Genomic DNA, 16,156 nt, shown 5'->3' with positions numbered 1-16,156 from the left:
CACCCCGCTTCTCAAGTAGTGTACAGCTCTAAGCGGAACCGGACATGACGAAACCCGGGGAGCCGGCGCTATGCGTCCGATCTGCCCCAGGCATAGGCTATCCTATTCGCTTAAGGTCTGTTATTTTCCGAGCTTGGCAGCGTTCTGTTCAAACGCAGCTTGCTGGAAGGCCTGGATTTTATCCAGATCATGTTCCTTGCGGTATTGCTGGAACTCGTTCCACGCGGCATCGAAATCAGCCTCCGAACCGGCCAGAATCAGCTTGGGCAGCGTCTTGCCCCATTGAGTGTTCACTCTGCCGAGTTCAATCCCTTCCGGAGAAGAGGCCGCCGGATCAAGATTCGCATAGATGGAATTGTCAACCACTTTGCCGCGGGTCCAGTCCTCTGGCTGCTTAGCCGGTTCCACCGAAGCAGGAGCCCATTGCAGGCTGAGCGCAGGGTCCATCATCATCCAGAATGTATAGGAAGCACCGTAGGTTTTGGCAAAAGAGGAACGGTCATTGTTATACATATCCAGCACTTCCGGCAGGAATTGGTCTTTCCCGTCAATCGTATCATACGTAACGCCCTTCTCGCCAAAGAAGAGATCCTTGTTGCCTTCTTCACTGATGAGATACGTTAAGAACCGGATCGCTCTCTCCTTGTCCTTCACGTTCTTGGAGATTAGGGTCAGCGTCCAGCCCGCAATGGATGGTCCGCTCAGCTTCGGCTGATCCAGCTTGGAATTTGCCGGTCCGTCAACAGCAATATATACGGAATTCGGGTCCTGCTGATACCGGGTAATGTTCTGGTTCTGCAGATCGGAACGCGGGAACATCATGGCAAAATAACGGCCTTGCGTGATCTTCTCTTCCATTTGCGGACGCTTGTCAATGAAGATGTCCTTGGCAATCAGACCCTGCTCGTTGGCCTCGCGGAATGTTTTCAGCCAGCGGATATACTCCGGATCGGTTGAGCGGTCATACAGCTTGCCGTCTTGTTCATACGGAATGGCCAGGAAATCCATCAGGTTGGTTCCGAACGAACCATTGCCTGTATCTGTAAACTCCTGTGTACCAAACGGAATGAGCGGCTGTCCATCCACCTCCGGGAATTTCTCCTTGGCAGCCTTGAGGGCGTTCAAGAAGCCTTCCGGTGTTCTCATATCCGGCTTGCCGATCGCTTCATAGATATCCTTGCGCACAAGGAACGTGTTCACAGAATTGAAGTTGTCGCCGTACTTCTTGAAATCGGACGGAGAGCTGGACTGATTCGGATAGCCGTAGACATTCCCGTCTTTCTCCGTGTACCACTTCAGCTTGTCCGGATCCGCAGTCTTGAAGAAATACGGATCGTATTGCTCTGCCAGCTCATTCAACGGCAGCACGAGGCCGCCTTGAATCATTTTATCAATCGAGTCCGAATTCCAGTCCAGCGTGATGAAGTCAGGCAGATTGTTGGACGCGATCATCGTATTCAGCTTCTCATTCTCATTCCCGGCTGGAACAATGAAGTTAATATTCACGCCGGTTTTCTTCGTAATGTATTGGGTTGTCTTGTCTACACCCCATTTGTCGGCAAACCAGGAGTAATTAAGATACCAGTCGAAGGTAATGGGCTCTGCCCAGCTCTTCCAGCCCGGCTCATCCGCGTTAACTACCTGCGTATTACTGGAGGGTGCCGGATTGTCATTGCCGGATTTCGCAGCATCTCCCTTGTTATCCGCACCGCTTCCACATGCAGTCAGGCCAACAGTAAGTGCCAATGCTGTGAGAGATGACAGCCATTTAGCCGATTTAACCATGAATGAATTCCCCTTTTCATCTATTGTATTAGCTTAACCTTTAATCGAACCAATCATCATTCCCTTGACGAAATACTTCTGCAGGAACGGATACACGATGATAATCGGAACGGTTGTAACCACCATCGTCGCCAGCTTGACCGATTGGGAAGTCACTGACTTCTGTATATTGCCGGCCATCGCAGAAACCATCTGGTTGGAGCTCGATTCCGCCACGACCCGGTACAAGTAAGTCTGGATCGGCTGCAGATCGGAGTTGTTGATATAGATCACACCGGCAAAATAATCATTCCATTGATACACGCCGTGGAACAAGGCGATCGTAGCAATAACCGGCATGGATATGGGAATGATAATCTGCAGGAAAATCCGAAGCTCATTCGCACCGTCAATTTCGGCCGCTTCCTCAAGCCCCTTGGGAATCTCCCGGAAAAAGGACATGAAGATGATCAGATCATAGAAGCTGAACGCCGCCGGAAGAATATACACCCAGAAGCTGTCCAGCAGTCCCAGATCACGGATCAGCAGATAGGTTGGAATGAGACCGCCTCCAAAGAAAAGCGTGACCGTTCCCATAATCATGTACCATTTGCGCCCGATCAGTTCCTGACGGGACAAGGCGTAAGCAACCATTGCCGTGAAGAAGACGTGAATGACCGTACCCACTACGGTCTTGGCCACGGTGACCCCCATCGCCAGCATAATGCCATTATTGTTGAACACAGCCTTGTAGTTGTCGAGACTGAACACTCTGGGCCACCAATAAATATTGCCCAGCATCGCATCCATGCCCTCGTTGAAGGAATTGACCAGTACATACCATACGGGATACAGGGTGACAAAGCAGATAAGCAGCATAAGCAGATTGTTGAACAGATCAAAGGCCATTTCGGCTCCTGTTCTTCGTTTCAATCGGAACATGGGTGAATCTCCCTCCTTGCTTGATTAGAACAGCGACGTGTTGTTGATCCGCTTGGTGACGCTGTTGCTTATCAGCAGCAGTACAAGCGCAATGACCGACTTGACCAGACTTACCGCTGTAGAGTAAGAGAATCGGGCGTTCTGCAGACCGGTCTGGTAAATATAAATGTCGATGACACTACTCGCACTTTCATTGAGTGAATTACGAAGGACCATGATCTGATCAAAATTAGAGTTAAGTATGCCGCTGACGGTCAGAATGAACAGAATGGACACTGTTCCGGCGATGGAAGGAAGCGTAATATTCCGGATGCGCTGGAGGCGTCCGGCCCCGTCGATCTTGGCAGCTTCATACAGCTCGGGTGAAATCCCGGAGATCGCCGCAAGATAGATGATCGCTGACCATCCCAACTCCTTCCAAATGCTGGAGGTCACAGCAATGCCCCAGAAATACTTCGGCTCGGCAAGGAAGCTGACCGGCTCTTGAATCAGATGCAGCTTCATCAGCAGTTGGTTAATAATGCCTACATCCGCCAGCCAGGTCGTCAATATTCCGCCGAGAATAACCCAGGACAGGAAATACGGCAAATACGAAATGGTCTGAACACTTTTTTGGAAGCGGATGGACCGCATCTCGTTAAGCAGAATGGCGAATAGAATCGGCAGCGGAAACCCGATCAATAGACGCAGCACACTGATGCCCAGTGTATTCTTGATCACATATCCCAGATTCTCATCTTCAAAGAACTCCCGGAAATGCTCCAGTCCCGCCCAAGGCGCATTTGCTATTGAACCGATAATGTCGTAATTTTTGAAAGCGATGACAATTCCATACATAGGTACATAGTTGAATACGATCATCCACGCCACACCAAGCAAGGCCATGATCTGCAGATAACGTTGTCTATACATTCTGCGCAGGATTCCCCGTTTTTTCTGTTGTATACCGGGGGCCGTTACAGCCTCCACTCCCGCCTTCATCCCATCACATCCCCCTGATTCATTTGTTTAACTCCAGCTGTAATCTCATTGTAGAGCAAGCTCAAATTCGGCATAAGGTCTCATATTTTACGTATGGTTTCTTTTTTTTGGACGTTGCCGTAATCACATAAAGAAGGCTGCCGAGAAATTCCCGACAGCCTGAGGAACGCCGGAACGTTCTCTACAGCATCTATTATCATAAGTCGATTAATTATAATCTCCATCCTCCGGCTCCCCGACCGCAAACCCCAACGCCCTCGTCGCTTCCGCCTTGAACCTTCCGATCCACGCATCCCACTTGCTCTGCTCCATCTGGGCATAGAATGACAAGCCGCTCGGTTCAACGGAGGCCGTGATGAACATCTCATCCGTCTCCTGCCCGAACCAATAAGGAATTCCGTCGGTATAGCCCACCCAACCAGGCATGGCCTGATAGAGAGCAGCTACTTTCGTCCAACTCTCATCCGGCAGATGAGCCCAGATATTCAGATTACAGTTATGAGTGTCCATCCGGTCATCACCTTCCTTCTCTGTTTGTCCTCTTCTCCCTAATCAAGCTCAAGATCTGCTCCATCTCCTCCTGGTTAAGGACAGCATACCAGCGGCTGGTGGTGTTATCCTTGCTAATTTTCAGCAGAAGCAGCTCCTTCTTATCTTCGGAGACATTCAGAGTCACTCTTAAGCTGCCCTGGACGTCTAAATATATGGAGTCAGACTGGTCCATTCCTTTTTGGTCACTTTTAGTCTTTTCCTTGATTTGCAGGCTGGAGATCCGGGTTATGAGATCATTAAGATCATCATCGCTGGTTATCCTGAATTCGCTTTCTGCGTCATTTCCAGGAATGAAAGTAAGTGCGGTGATCTCCTTGTCAGGCAAGACGGGGGCTACCTGCCCTATCGTTGTGGTTGCAGGATGGAGCCAGATGCGAATGGTGGTTCCATGATTTTGGAGCAATAGGACGATAGGAAGGACTACAAATATTATTCTCAGTATCAATAAACCCTTCCCTCTACGCATATAAGCTTTAACCTCCTTAATTGTTCATTCCCCCCGGTAATACTCCGCCAAATCCGCTGCAATTGCAGCAGCCCGCTCTTTGAGGCTCTGCGGCTCAAGGATTCGGACGGACTTTCCGTAGGAGAGGAGGAAATGCGGGATGAAGTGCTGCACCGCCTCGTCTTCAAGTAGAAATATGGCCTGGCCGGGGGTTCGCTCCTTGAGATGGTGACCGAGATACCAATGGAGACAGAGATCGTCCAGGGCCTCGGCCCGGCCTTCGATGACTACGGTCGTTAACGTCTCCTTGCCCGCCGGATCTGGCAGCAGCTTCTCCAGGAAGAAGTCGCGGGCCGAGAAGGCTTCGGGGCGTTTGAAGTGTCCCGGGGACGGCTGGATGGTGAGCATCCGGTCGGTCCGGAAGCTGCGGATCTCCTGCTTCAGGTGGCACAAGCCCACAGTGTACCATTTGCTGTTCCAGTACACCATGCCGTACGGGTCAATGACTCTGCGCTTTGCCTGCTCCTCCCGTCCGGTGCGGTAATCAATCTCCACCGGATATTCTCCCGCTATCGCCTGCTCCAATGCTGCGAGCACGGGCTGAACCGCAGGCGGGACTTTGCGCTGAATCGCCTCGAATCCGGGTAACTGGCGGCTTAACGTATGCTCCTGCTCCGGGCTGGAGTACATTCTCAGCTTGGAAGCGGCATGGTCTAGCGCTTCGCTCCCCGGGTATCCGGCATCCTTGGCGAACTGGGCGGCATGCAGCAGCGCCTTCTTCTCTTCCAGCTCGAACAGCAGCGGGGCCTTAATGAAATGATTCAGCAGGCGATACCCGCCGTTATGGCCGGAGTCGGCGATGATCGGCACCCCGCTGGCACAGAGGGCATCGATATAACGGTACACGGTGCGGATATTAAGCTCCAGCCGTTCGGCGATCTGCCCCGCTGTCAGCTTAGCGCCGGTATTCAGCATCCATAGGATGGCTAGAAGATTGTCTTTTTTGGGCATACTGGAAGTCCTCATTCGTCATGTTATCGTTCTGACATTCACCCCCAAGTATATCATAAGCTGGTGAGGCCCTACTGCTCAGCTCACACGGAATGGAGAGCGCATTGTTGCACATTTTGCAGGATTTTACTATAACGGTTACTGGCTGCGGTACAATGTTGCATTATTTGCAGGAATTCCGGTGCAGAGAGCAAGTTAGCGCTGAATTTGTTGCATTTGGTGCAGGATTTTGGCTTAGACCGCTTTTATTGGGCAGTATTGTTGCAATTTGTGCAGGATTTCTCTAAAAAGCTACTGGCTAGGGAGCATGCGACCCCAGCCCTCATCGCAGCAGCACCCAATAACAAAGACGCTGCGGGGAATCCCCGAGCGTCTTTGTCTTTTCTATGAAAGAAAGGTACTGCCTTAATTCTTGCCCCCGTACCCCTTATACGTTGCATATACAGCATTGGCATACTGATCCGCCAGTATCGGGCGGCCGTAGGAATCGGTAGCGCCTGGATACCAGTTGTCGCCGCCGTTATAGTGTAAGAGTCCGTTGTAGATGTTGCCGAACCTTGAGATCTTTTCATCGAGAATCAGTCCGCCTAAAGCGATCTGATCCTGCTCGCTGCTGTGATTATACGTGCGGCCAAATTTGGCGCTGAATTGGGCGGCATAGGCGGCCCGTGTGTTCGGCTCAACCTGCATCAAGCCGTCACCGGCGGACGGGCTGCCCGGCAGACCTGCTCCGAAGCTGCTCTCCTTCTTGATCACCGCGCTCAGTAGTAGTGCGAAATCTCCGCCTTTGCCGAATTTATTGTCCACATTCATGGCGTACGTCCAGATCTGGCTGGGCACCTCGGAGGGGCGGGTGACGCCGGTTGCGGGCGGTGAACCGGTGTAGATTTTGACCGAAGACATCTTGTCATTCACACTGTCGCCGACCCAGGAGGAGCTTGAGGTATAGGTCCACTTCGTGCCGCCGAAATTATCGTTCTGATATACCTCCACTGTCCAGCCGCTAGGCACCTTGAGCGAGGACATCCAGTCATTCGGAATGCCTGCTGCGTTCAACTGAGACAGCACATAATTGCCTATTCCCAGCGTGACAGCCTTGCCGCCATAGTCCCTGTCTGCATAGAAGGTGACTCCGTTCGTTGCCGGTGGTGTTGTGGGCGTTGGTGTGGGTGTGGTGGTGCTGCCGCTTTTCCATAGTGCAGGAACATTGGGCGGCTCCCAGCCGGTCAGGGACGTATGCGCTTGCAGACAGGTATATGTACCTCCGCCATACGTTACGGTGTCATTCACCGCATAGGCCGTGTTCGGCGCCCACGCTCCTCTTGCGGCTGCATCTGCATTCGGTAAGGCGGTGAAGAACACGGAGAGTAGTAATACGAACGCGGACATTAGGGATACAGCTCTGACTGATACTTTCTTATACAATAGTCAAGCCTCCTTAGATCGTTTGCCCATATGAAATCCCCCCACAAAGTGACGCTCTGGCCCCAACACTTAACAATAAAAAAGGGCCCTCCAGGGGACCATTCACAGGGTACTATATTTTATTACCGATAATCCAATTCATTCCACAATTTATGTAACATTCACAGGTTTATTTCCCGCGCCGCAGGTCATAGAAATACTCCACCGCCGGATGCTTCCGCTGCATCTTCCCGGCCATCCCCTCGATCCGCTTCCGTCCGACCCTCCGGTCCAGCAGGGCCAGAATGTTCAGTATGATGTCGCTGCTCTCCAGGCTCTCCTCGATAGGTGTAACCAGGAACTTATTCGCTACCACGATGAAATTCGATTTCGTCAGGGCAGCCTGGGCGGACATTAGCGACTTGGCGTGTTCGGTGATTAAGCGGCTTCGGGCCATAACGACTAGGCGATCCTCGGGGATCGGCCCCTTGGCACTCTGCCTGATGGCTTCAATATCCTCATTGGTGACGGAAATATGCAGCTCCGGGTCATTCTTGACCTCCAGCTCGGACGAATACCAGCGGATGGGGCTGGACTTGTCGTTCATGCTGAGGATGTTCTTCTTGTCCACCGTAATATAACAGGTGCCTGATTTATCCGGCGAATAGCGGTAAGCAGGCGCGCGGTACTCTACCCGGCCCTCTGCCGCAGGACTGAGGAAGCCATCCAGTTGTTGCTTGAGCTTGCTCCAGGACAAGTCATCACCTCCATGAAAATGGGAGAAGGCCTGCCGGCCTCTTCTCCAGTATTTTAATAATCCCCAAACGGACCTTCGGGTAATCCGAGTTCTACGCGCAGAAGATTCAACGCCGAGGATTCCGGGTTACTCCGGTATTGCCAATATTCTCTCGCCCGAATGAGAGCTTCGGCGCTTTCTCCGGGGCTCTGCGCTTGTTCCTCACGAATCCATTCCATTAGCATAGGCAGCATACTCTGAGACGTAGCCTCATGAGCAGCTTCGTGATCCGGATACCGGGTGCGCGGCTTCTCATTGATCCGTTGGCACAATTCGAGCAGTTCGGGGTAGTGGCTGGTCAAGATGTCCGCTGGTGAGCTCTGCTGCCCGGAAGCCGCAGCTTGTTCCTCCTGCAACGCCCCAACTCGTGCTATGATCTCCCGCGCTATATCAGGGTGTCCCCACATCGTCACTCCATGTATACAAAAGTCCTCCACGAACGGCTCAAGCATAGCGATTGCTACTGTCCAGGGCGGCATCTTTATCATCGTTTCATTATAAGGCATCTTGAATCTTTCCTTGGTCCAGATGTCTTCAATGACCGTTCCCTGCTCATAATGGTCCACCATCTGATAGCACGAAGGTCTCATTGCTGCCCAGTTGTCCAGCATCCTCCGTTCTTCCCCGGAATAACGCTGGCCCCGCTCCTCCAGGAACCACTCAATGCCGCGCATCCCATTATCATAGACACGGAAGAAGTACGCCCACATATTGCCGACCCCGTCTATGGAATATCCTAAATTAAAATTGAAAGGAAGAACTTTTTGATGATCAAAAGTCCACTCCCCGCCATGCTTCTGAGCCAAAAAGGCATAAAGGTCTTTCGTCAATTTGAATTTCCGGTCAAAAAAGCGCCGCCCCTTCGCCTGCAGTGTCTGCTCCTCCGCTTGCTTCAGCATACAGCATTGCTTGTACTTTTTGCCGCTGCCGCAAGGACAAGGGTCATTTCTTCCTGTCATGTCCATACACCTCTGAGGTTAGATTTGCACCTCTATCAAGTCCCATCATCCGGCACATATCTCTATGTTATCATACTTCCCGGCCTTGTTGTCCGCCTGTGGAGACTTCGTTATGGATGTTATCCGGGGTGATCCGTGACAGGATTTCATCCAGTGTAGCCGAATTCGGCTTGATGATAAGCTGTTCATCTTCTTCCTTATTATGACGCACATGAATCCCCCCCTTTTTAATCCTTATACGGATCGAACTCATCCGCGCCAGCCATACATACGCCCACTGGCTTCAGGACATGCAGGACCTCAATGGTCTCCGCGTGGGCATCCAGCACCTCTTGCAGCTTGCGGTAGACAAAAGGACTCTCATCCGTCCCCGCGCCGCGCAGCTCTACGCCGAATTCCCGGACCGCATCCAGCATTTGCGCTGTTGTGATCTGGCCGCCGCTGCGGGTGCGGGTCTTCCAGTTCATTTTACCCGCTGCTTGGGTCCGGCTCATAATTCGGCCTGCTCCGTGAACAGTGCTGTAGTAGGCCTCCCTGTTCTCCGCACTGTCCTTGCCTTGAACGATCACGGAGATGTCCCCCATGCTGCCGCCAATGAAGCCCATCTGGCCGGGTGCGGACGGCGTAGCTCCTTTGCGGACAACGATGACCTCCTTGCCGTCATGCGTCTCTTTCCAGGCATAGTTATGATGGTTGTGCACCGCAAGGTCCGCTTCCGTCCCCAGGATAGCCAAGACCTGCTGGATGACATAGTCTCTCCCGGCATAAGCATAGCGCCCGGCCAGCTTCATCGCCCGGTAATACATATCGCCCAACTCACTGTTCAAGTCGAGCAGCACAGGCGGCTGGTCCATCTTCTCCCCCGGAGCATTCGCCAGAAAATCTCTGCCCGCCGCCAGATTAAGGAACCCGCTCGCCGTCTTATGCCCGAACCCTCTGCTGCCGAAATGGTTGGCGATCCACACCCGGCCGTCTCCGGTCTCTTCGAGCAGGTCCACGAAGTGGTTCCCGCTGCCGACGGTGCCGAGCTGGCTTTGGGCCAGGGCTTTAAGCTTATCATGCACTCCGCTGCCCACCGCCTTGAACACCGCCCAATCCGGGTCGTCGAACAGCGCATGGTCCACCCGCTCATTATTGACCCGGCCAACGCCGAAGGAGATTCTGCGGGCAATCTCATCCATGACTTCGAAGAGCCGCGGCCGCAGCTCATCGACCTTCAAGCGGGTCCGCACCGCTTTGTTCCCGCAGGCAATATCGTACCCCACGCCCGACGGGGAGATCTGTCCATCGTAGACGACCACGCCGCCGATCGGCTGGCTGTAGCCTTTATGATGATCCGCCATCAGCAGCGTCTGTACCACATTTCCGCTCACCGCACACATCCGCGCCTGCACCAGCGCGCCGTCATCCGGCTTCCCCCACACACGCACACCGTCAATATTTTGATAAGCCATATTTTTTAACCTCCTATGATCGGATCACCCATTGCTTCTGTGTCTATAATCGCTCAAATTGGAAGCACCGACCATGGCGGAAGTATTACGAACGATATTCGGCTAAATCTGGCGGGCTAAGAATCCGCTTATCTGGAGTGCAGTTCCAGGGTTTGCGACTCCATGATTGGAGCCCAATAGCGTTCGATGGCAATGGTCAGCGGCTGCGGATAATCCTTGGCCTCTTTTCCGAAATTGAGCATGTGCGTTTCTTCAACGTTCTCCCCTGATGTGCCGCGGCTTGAAGCGCCCACTCCTTCAACAAATGGATGTGTGTTCCCCTTGGCATCGGTGAAGCTGTCAGCCAGCCTCGTAAAAAAGCTAGTCAAATAGGGATCTCGTTTAAAGGTTATACCTAACAGAATTTCACCGGTCCCCTCTTTCCCCTCCGGTTCAGCGAGAGTCAAGGCTTGATCGGGTGCTGCAACAATTTCCTTCTTGTTCAGATCCACTGAGATGCTCATTTGTTTCCGGTCCAAGGCGGCAATCCCGGCTACTTTGAGAGATACCTCATCGAATGCCTTCAATGGATGGGGACTGAAGACAAGCGTAGAACGGTTACGATCTGTGTACACCTCGGAATTGGCGGATGTGATCACATCAGGATAATACATACTCATGTTTCTTTCTCCAGTTGTACCGGTAAGAACGGGATTCAGCAGTTGAAAAATCTGTTTGCTGTTCTGCTCATCATAGGCCAAATCCACATATGTCGCCAGCGGGGTATAGAGGATCTGATGCACTCTAATGTTCTGGTCATCCACGCTTAATGTGCGATTGACTGCTATCTTCTTCGTTTCCGCTTTGAACATATCCGGGTCAAGTTCGAAGGGCAATGGAGTACATTTTGCGGCGTTCGGTATACAGACGTTCAAAAAAAGCCTCTTCTTCAGACGGTACAGCTTCCATTAGAGTAACCTTGTCCATAGGCTTATCCAATTGATCCTCCCCCTTCTTTCTGTAGTTGGTATGCCATAGGGAAGTTGTGACCGAAATGATGTTCCAGACATAAGACGGCTGAGCGGCGGAAAAGGATTGAACTATTTGCAGTTTCTCTACTTTGCAGGCAAAAGGGCTGACCCTCACGCCTTGAAATGACGTTTGGGCCAGCCCTTATGGTGTATACTCACAACTCAAGCTGATTCAGCCACTGCGCAAACCGCTCCTTCTCCTCGAACTGAGGGTAATGCGCAGAATGCTCGAACATAACAAACTCCTTCTCCGGTGCTTTCAGTGCGGTGAAGTATTCTTTTGCCGCGTGAACAGAGGTCATATAATCGAATTGCCCCATGACAAAATAAACGGGGATGTCTACTTTATCCACAACACTCGTAATATACTTCTTGGCCCCTTCGTCCAGCAAAATACCCTGCGACAGGGAAACACCCTTCAGGTAGCGGATCACATCCAGCAGGTTGTACTCCGGGTTCAAGAGGAACCCTGTATAGTAATCGCGGTTATCGTCTATCAGTCTCGCGGCCCCGCCATATTTGCGCACCAAATCTCTTGGCGTCAGCTGCCCGCCGCTCTCGATTGGACGCCGAAGCTCTTCTAGCCGCGCAACATCCTTGGTATTACCAGCTTTCGTAGCCTGCTCCATGGCATACTTCCAGCTATCCCGCTCGCTGATTCCCAGATCGGCCATCTGTCCGATTCCGATATACGCCGCGAACCGCTCAGGCGACTTGGCCGCCGCTTTGATCCCGATGTAGGTGCCAAAAGAATGCCCGATCAGCAGCACCTGCTCCTGCCCGAATTCCTGCTTCACGTAGTCCGTTAAGGCCAGCAAATCATCGACCAGCAGATCCGTGGATAAATTCGAATAATCCTCCCCAAAGTGATACGACTTGCCGCTTCCGCGCTGGTCATAGTGCACAATGGTAAAGTTCTGCTCCAGCAGCTCCTGATATTTGCGCACATACGGAATCTCCGAACAGCCGGGACCGCCATGCACGAAAATAACGACAGGATTGCGCCGGTCTGCCCCCCTGATCATCACTTCATGACCCGTGCCGTTGATCTCAATCTGCTGTAACGTACTTACGCTATATTCCCCTTGGATTCGCGGTGTCCATGTTGGAAAGACCATCCCGGCTGCGATCAGCAAGGCAAGGATGAGAAGAGTTATTCGGGTTATTTTGAGGCCCCTACGCATTCGAGCTCAGCATCGACGGAACGTTGATCTCTTTCACACAGGAAGCCTTGGACAGGTTCATGACGCATTGCACCAGGGATACGATATCCTGAAGCGGAATCTGCGCGCCGTTATAGGCAGACAAGACTGGCTCGACTCCGGCCTCCAGCGGAATTTGGGTGGCTATTTCGCCAGGATTGATAATAGTCACACCGATACCGTAAGGTTTCACATGTTCCCTGACCGCATTGGCAATCCCGCGCAGGCCGAATTTGGACGCAGTAAACGACACCTGGGTGTAGCTATTATTATCCAGGCCTGCCGTTGATCCGATGAAGATGATGTTGGCATGCTCAGACTGCTTCAGATTCGGCAAAAGCTTCTGGATGCATGTAATCGCCGAGGTCACATTAATGTTAATGATGCTGGCAATCTCAGCCGGATCGTCCTGTTCAAAATCATAATCATCGCTGAAGCCCTTGCTCTCCCATACGCCTACGTTATAGATAAATACGTCCAGGGTAGCGCCGCCCAATGCCTCGGCAATCCGGCCCGCAGCATCCGGCTTCGCCAGGTCAGCCTCAATCCAGGTCCGCTGAACCCCATCCTCCAGCTTCAGGCTGTCCGGGTACGTTCTGGAGACCACCCAGACCTGATCGCCCGGCTCCGGCAGCGCCTTAACGAAGGCTTCTCCCAAGCCTTTGCTCGCGCCAAAAATAATAAACCGTCTCATAGTCTCATCTATCCTCCTTAATCGTTAAGCTCCTCTGCTCCATCCTGGGCCTGGGCTGCAAATTCATCCAGCAGCGCTCTCGCCTCCTGGGTGGACTTGGTGTTCATCAGATTGTTGCGGAGCTCGCTCGCGCCGCGGAAGCCGCGGACGTAGATTTTGAAGAAGCGGGGCAGCGGCTTGTAGGAACGGCGTTCCAGCGCCGAATAATGGTCATGGAGATCCAGGTGCAGCCGCAGCAGATCCAGGAGTTCCTTACTGCTGTGCTCCTTCGGCTCCTGCTCAAATGCATACGGATTCTGAAAAATCCCGCGCCCGATCATAATCCCGTCAACCCCGTATTCAGCGGCCAGCTTCAGCCCGGTCTTCCGGTCCGGGATATCGCCGTTAATCGTCAGTAGCGTGTCCGGTGCGATCTCATTGCGCAGCCGCTTAATCTCCGGGATCAGCTCCCAGTGGGCCGGAACCTTGCTCATCTCCTCGCGGGTGCGCAGATGAATCGACAGATTCACAATGTCCTGCCGCAGGATGTGGGTCAGCCAGTCCCGCCATTCGTCCACCTCGGTGAACCCGAGCCGGGTCTTGACGCTGACAGGCAGTCCTCCGGTCTTGGCCGCCTGGATAATCTCTGCTGCCGTATCCGGGCGGCAGATCAGGCCGCTGCCCTTGCCGTTCTCCGCCACATTCGCGACCGGACAGCCCATGTTGATATCGATGCCCTTGAAGCCTTCTTCAGCCATGCTGATGCTCATCCGCCGGAAGTATTCCGGCTTGTCCCCCCAGATATGCGCGACGATCGGCTGTTCATCCGCTGTATACGTCAAGCGCCCGCGGACGGCCTGCTTCCCCTCCGGGTGGGCGTAGCTCTCTGTGTTCACGAACTCGGTGAAGAACACATCCGGCCGGCCGGCTGCGCTCACCACATGGCGGAAGACCACATCGGTCACATCCTCCATCGGGGCCAATATAAAGAAAGGGCGCGGCAATTCACGCCAGAAATTGTTAGTCATGTGAAGTACCTCTCTATCTGTGCCGGATCATCTCAATCCGGGCGTAGTAAAGCTAAAGTATATCATAACTTTGGGGGAATTGTAGCCGCCGGACTTGGAGGGAAGCGGGAGTGTGCAACAAGGATATTTTTACATTAATGTTATCAATCATCCATATTTCCGCCTAATTTAGACGAATACCTTGCCGATTTGCCCGTATGCTATACAGTCTGACCTCATTGAAATCAGTTAGAGGAGGAGAATGAATGTCGTTTGGTTTGAGGAAGCTGGGTGTATGGTTTGTGGCTTGTGTATTGCTGGTAAGTATGTATGCGTTTCCGGGGCAACAGGTGAAGGCTGATGGCGCAACAGGATTCTATCACACCTCGGGCAGCAAAATCGTGGATTCCGCAGGGAATACGGCGGTCTTCAACGGACTGAACTGGTTTGGCTTCGAGACGGCGAATTACTCGCCGCACGGGCTGTGGACCCGCTCGATGGACGATGTGCTGGATCAGATCAAAGCGAAGGGCTATAACCTTATCCGGCTGCCCTACTGCAACCAGATGTTCGACGCCGGCTCGGAGGCCAACAGTATCGACTATGTCAAAAACCCCGATCTTGCCGGTCTGAAGCCGATTCAGATTATGGATAAACTGATACAGAAGGCCGGGCAGCGCGGCATCCAGATCTTCCTCGACCGTCACCGGCCGGATTCCGGCGGACAATCCACGCTGTGGTACACGGCCGCCTATCCCGAGACCCGCTGGATCAGCGACTGGGTGATGCTCGCCCAGCGCTATGCGGGGAACCCTACCGTTATAGGTGCCGATCTGCACAATGAACCGCATGGCACGGCAAGCTGGGGGACGGGGAATCTGTCCACCGACTGGCGGCTGGCCAGTGAACGGGCGGGCAATGCGATTCTCGCCGCCAATCCGAACTGGCTGATCATCGTAGAGGGCATCGAGACCAATGTCCAGGGCAATTCGAGCAGCTACTGGTGGGGCGGGAACCTGACCGGGGTGCGCAATGATCCGGTTACGCTTACAGTACCCAACCGGGTCGTCTATTCCCCGCATGATTATGGTCCGGGCGTGGCCTCCCAGAGCTGGTTCAACGCCGCCGACTTCCCGAACAATCTGCCGCAGCTGTGGGATGATACCTGGGGCTATATCAGCAAGGAGCAGATTGCCCCGATTCTGGTCGGCGAATTCGGCGGGCGCAGCGTAGATACCACTTCAGTAGAAGGAAAATGGCAGAATAAGCTGGTCAGCTACATCGGCCAGAACAATCTCTACTGGACGTACTGGTGCGTCAATCCGAACAGCGGCGATACCGGCGGGCTGCTGCTGGATGACTGGACCACCTGGAACGAGCCGAAGCAGGCGATGCTGGATACGATCATGAAGCCGGTCACCTTCACACCGATTGGCGGACAGCCAGGCGGGCCGGGCGAACCTGGGGGACCGGGTGAACCGGGGTCTGGCGATCTTCAGGCTTCAGTATTGTACCGGGCCGGAGAGACTGGGGCTGCGGTCAACTCGATCCGGGCCAGCCTGCAATTGAAGAACGAATCCGGCACGGCGATTCCGCTGAACGAGCTGACGATCCGGTACTGGTACACCAGAGATGGGAACGCTTCACAGACGCTGGAATTCGATTATGCGGCAATCGGAGCGTCGAAGCTGGTAACGAGCATCGTGCCGCTGGCCACTCCGGTGACAGGTGCTGACACCTATGCGGAGATCGGCTTCACGGCAGGCGCAGGCTCCCTGGCGGCCTCGGGCAACACCGGGGACATCCAGTTCCGCATCCACAACACCAACTGGGCGAATCTCAACCAGGCCAATGACTACTCCTTCCAGCCGGCCTTGACCAGCTATGCGGCGAATGATCACATCACGGTGTATCATCAGGGCACGCTGATCTACGGGGTTGAGCCTTAACATTTAC

Annotated in this window: 16 protein-coding genes; 1 reads left to right on the top strand and 15 read right to left on the bottom strand. The window is 53.3% G+C overall.

The annotated features are described in order from the left end of the window. Nucleotides 1-120 precede the first annotated feature (120 nt). From MHI24_RS20005 to MHI24_RS19935, 15 genes are all read right to left on the bottom strand, one after another. The gene (locus MHI24_RS20005) at nt 121-1,785 is read right to left on the bottom strand and encodes an extracellular solute-binding protein (protein WP_340021278.1); all 1,665 of its coding nucleotides are present in this window, start codon (nt 1,783-1,785) and stop codon (nt 121-123) included. 33 nt (nt 1,786-1,818) lie between these two features. Beyond that, nucleotides 1,819-2,706: a carbohydrate ABC transporter permease gene (locus MHI24_RS20000; RefSeq protein WP_340021277.1), complete on the bottom strand. Its 888-nt coding sequence runs from the start codon at nt 2,704-2,706 to the stop codon at nt 1,819-1,821. Nucleotides 2,707-2,730: 24 nt separating this feature from the next. Further along, nucleotides 2,731-3,687 carry an ABC transporter permease subunit gene (locus MHI24_RS19995; RefSeq protein ID WP_340021276.1) on the bottom strand — a complete coding sequence of 319 codons (957 nt, stop codon included), beginning with the start codon at nt 3,685-3,687 and terminating at the stop codon, nt 2,731-2,733. A 207-nt stretch (nt 3,688-3,894) separates the two neighbouring features. After that, nucleotides 3,895-4,197 (bottom strand): hypothetical protein, encoded by a 303-nt coding sequence (locus MHI24_RS19990; RefSeq protein ID WP_340021275.1) that lies wholly within the window; start codon nt 4,195-4,197, stop codon nt 3,895-3,897. Nucleotides 4,198-4,204: 7 nt separating this feature from the next. Then, nucleotides 4,205-4,705, bottom strand: a complete 501-nt coding sequence (locus MHI24_RS19985) for a hypothetical protein (protein WP_340021274.1) — start codon at nt 4,703-4,705, stop codon at nt 4,205-4,207. Nucleotides 4,706-4,729: 24 nt separating this feature from the next. Next, the gene (locus tag MHI24_RS19980) at nt 4,730-5,695 is read right to left on the bottom strand and encodes a YafY family protein (RefSeq protein WP_340021273.1); all 966 of its coding nucleotides are present in this window, start codon (nt 5,693-5,695) and stop codon (nt 4,730-4,732) included. 405 nt (nt 5,696-6,100) lie between these two features. After that, the gene (locus MHI24_RS19975; protein ID WP_340021272.1) at nt 6,101-7,120 is read right to left on the bottom strand and encodes a carbohydrate-binding protein; all 1,020 of its coding nucleotides are present in this window, start codon (nt 7,118-7,120) and stop codon (nt 6,101-6,103) included. A 169-nt stretch (nt 7,121-7,289) separates the two neighbouring features. Next, nucleotides 7,290-7,856: a hypothetical protein gene (locus MHI24_RS19970; RefSeq protein WP_340021271.1), complete on the bottom strand. Its 567-nt coding sequence runs from the start codon at nt 7,854-7,856 to the stop codon at nt 7,290-7,292. Between the two features lie 53 nt (nt 7,857-7,909). Continuing rightward, complete coding sequence (locus tag MHI24_RS19965; protein ID WP_340021270.1) at nt 7,910-8,854, bottom strand: SEC-C domain-containing protein; 945 nt, start codon at nt 8,852-8,854, stop codon at nt 7,910-7,912. A gap of 70 nt (nt 8,855-8,924) precedes the next feature. After that, nucleotides 8,925-9,065 (bottom strand): hypothetical protein, encoded by a 141-nt coding sequence (locus MHI24_RS19960; protein WP_340021269.1) that lies wholly within the window; start codon nt 9,063-9,065, stop codon nt 8,925-8,927. Between the two features lie 16 nt (nt 9,066-9,081). Then, complete coding sequence (locus MHI24_RS19955; RefSeq protein ID WP_340021268.1) at nt 9,082-10,308, bottom strand: RtcB family protein; 1,227 nt, start codon at nt 10,306-10,308, stop codon at nt 9,082-9,084. Between the two features lie 128 nt (nt 10,309-10,436). After that, a complete protein-coding gene (locus MHI24_RS19950; protein WP_340021267.1) occupies nt 10,437-11,183 on the bottom strand; it encodes a hypothetical protein in 747 nt (248 codons plus the stop codon). A gap of 290 nt (nt 11,184-11,473) precedes the next feature. Then, the gene (locus MHI24_RS19945; RefSeq protein ID WP_340021266.1) at nt 11,474-12,502 is read right to left on the bottom strand and encodes an alpha/beta hydrolase; all 1,029 of its coding nucleotides are present in this window, start codon (nt 12,500-12,502) and stop codon (nt 11,474-11,476) included. Beyond that, nucleotides 12,495-13,214: an SDR family NAD(P)-dependent oxidoreductase gene (locus MHI24_RS19940; protein ID WP_340021265.1), complete on the bottom strand. Its 720-nt coding sequence runs from the start codon at nt 13,212-13,214 to the stop codon at nt 12,495-12,497. The genes MHI24_RS19945 and MHI24_RS19940 overlap by 8 nt, the downstream gene beginning before the upstream one ends. A 17-nt stretch (nt 13,215-13,231) precedes the next feature. Then, a complete protein-coding gene (locus MHI24_RS19935; RefSeq protein ID WP_340021264.1) occupies nt 13,232-14,221 on the bottom strand; it encodes a tRNA-dihydrouridine synthase in 990 nt (329 codons plus the stop codon). 245 nt (nt 14,222-14,466) lie between these two features. On the opposite strand from MHI24_RS19935, the gene MHI24_RS19930 reads away from it, so the two are divergent. Further along, nucleotides 14,467-16,149, top strand: coding sequence for a cellulase family glycosylhydrolase (locus tag MHI24_RS19930; protein WP_340021263.1), 1,683 nt, complete (start codon nt 14,467-14,469; stop codon nt 16,147-16,149). Nucleotides 16,150-16,156 lie beyond the last annotated feature (7 nt).

The sequence above is a fragment of the Paenibacillus sp. FSL K6-1096 genome (assembly GCF_037977055.1).
In the GTDB taxonomy this organism is placed as follows: domain Bacteria; phylum Bacillota; class Bacilli; order Paenibacillales; family Paenibacillaceae; genus Paenibacillus_AQ.
The sequence above is the reverse complement of the archived record's forward strand: the minus strand, read 5'-3'. Positions and strand labels throughout refer to the sequence as shown.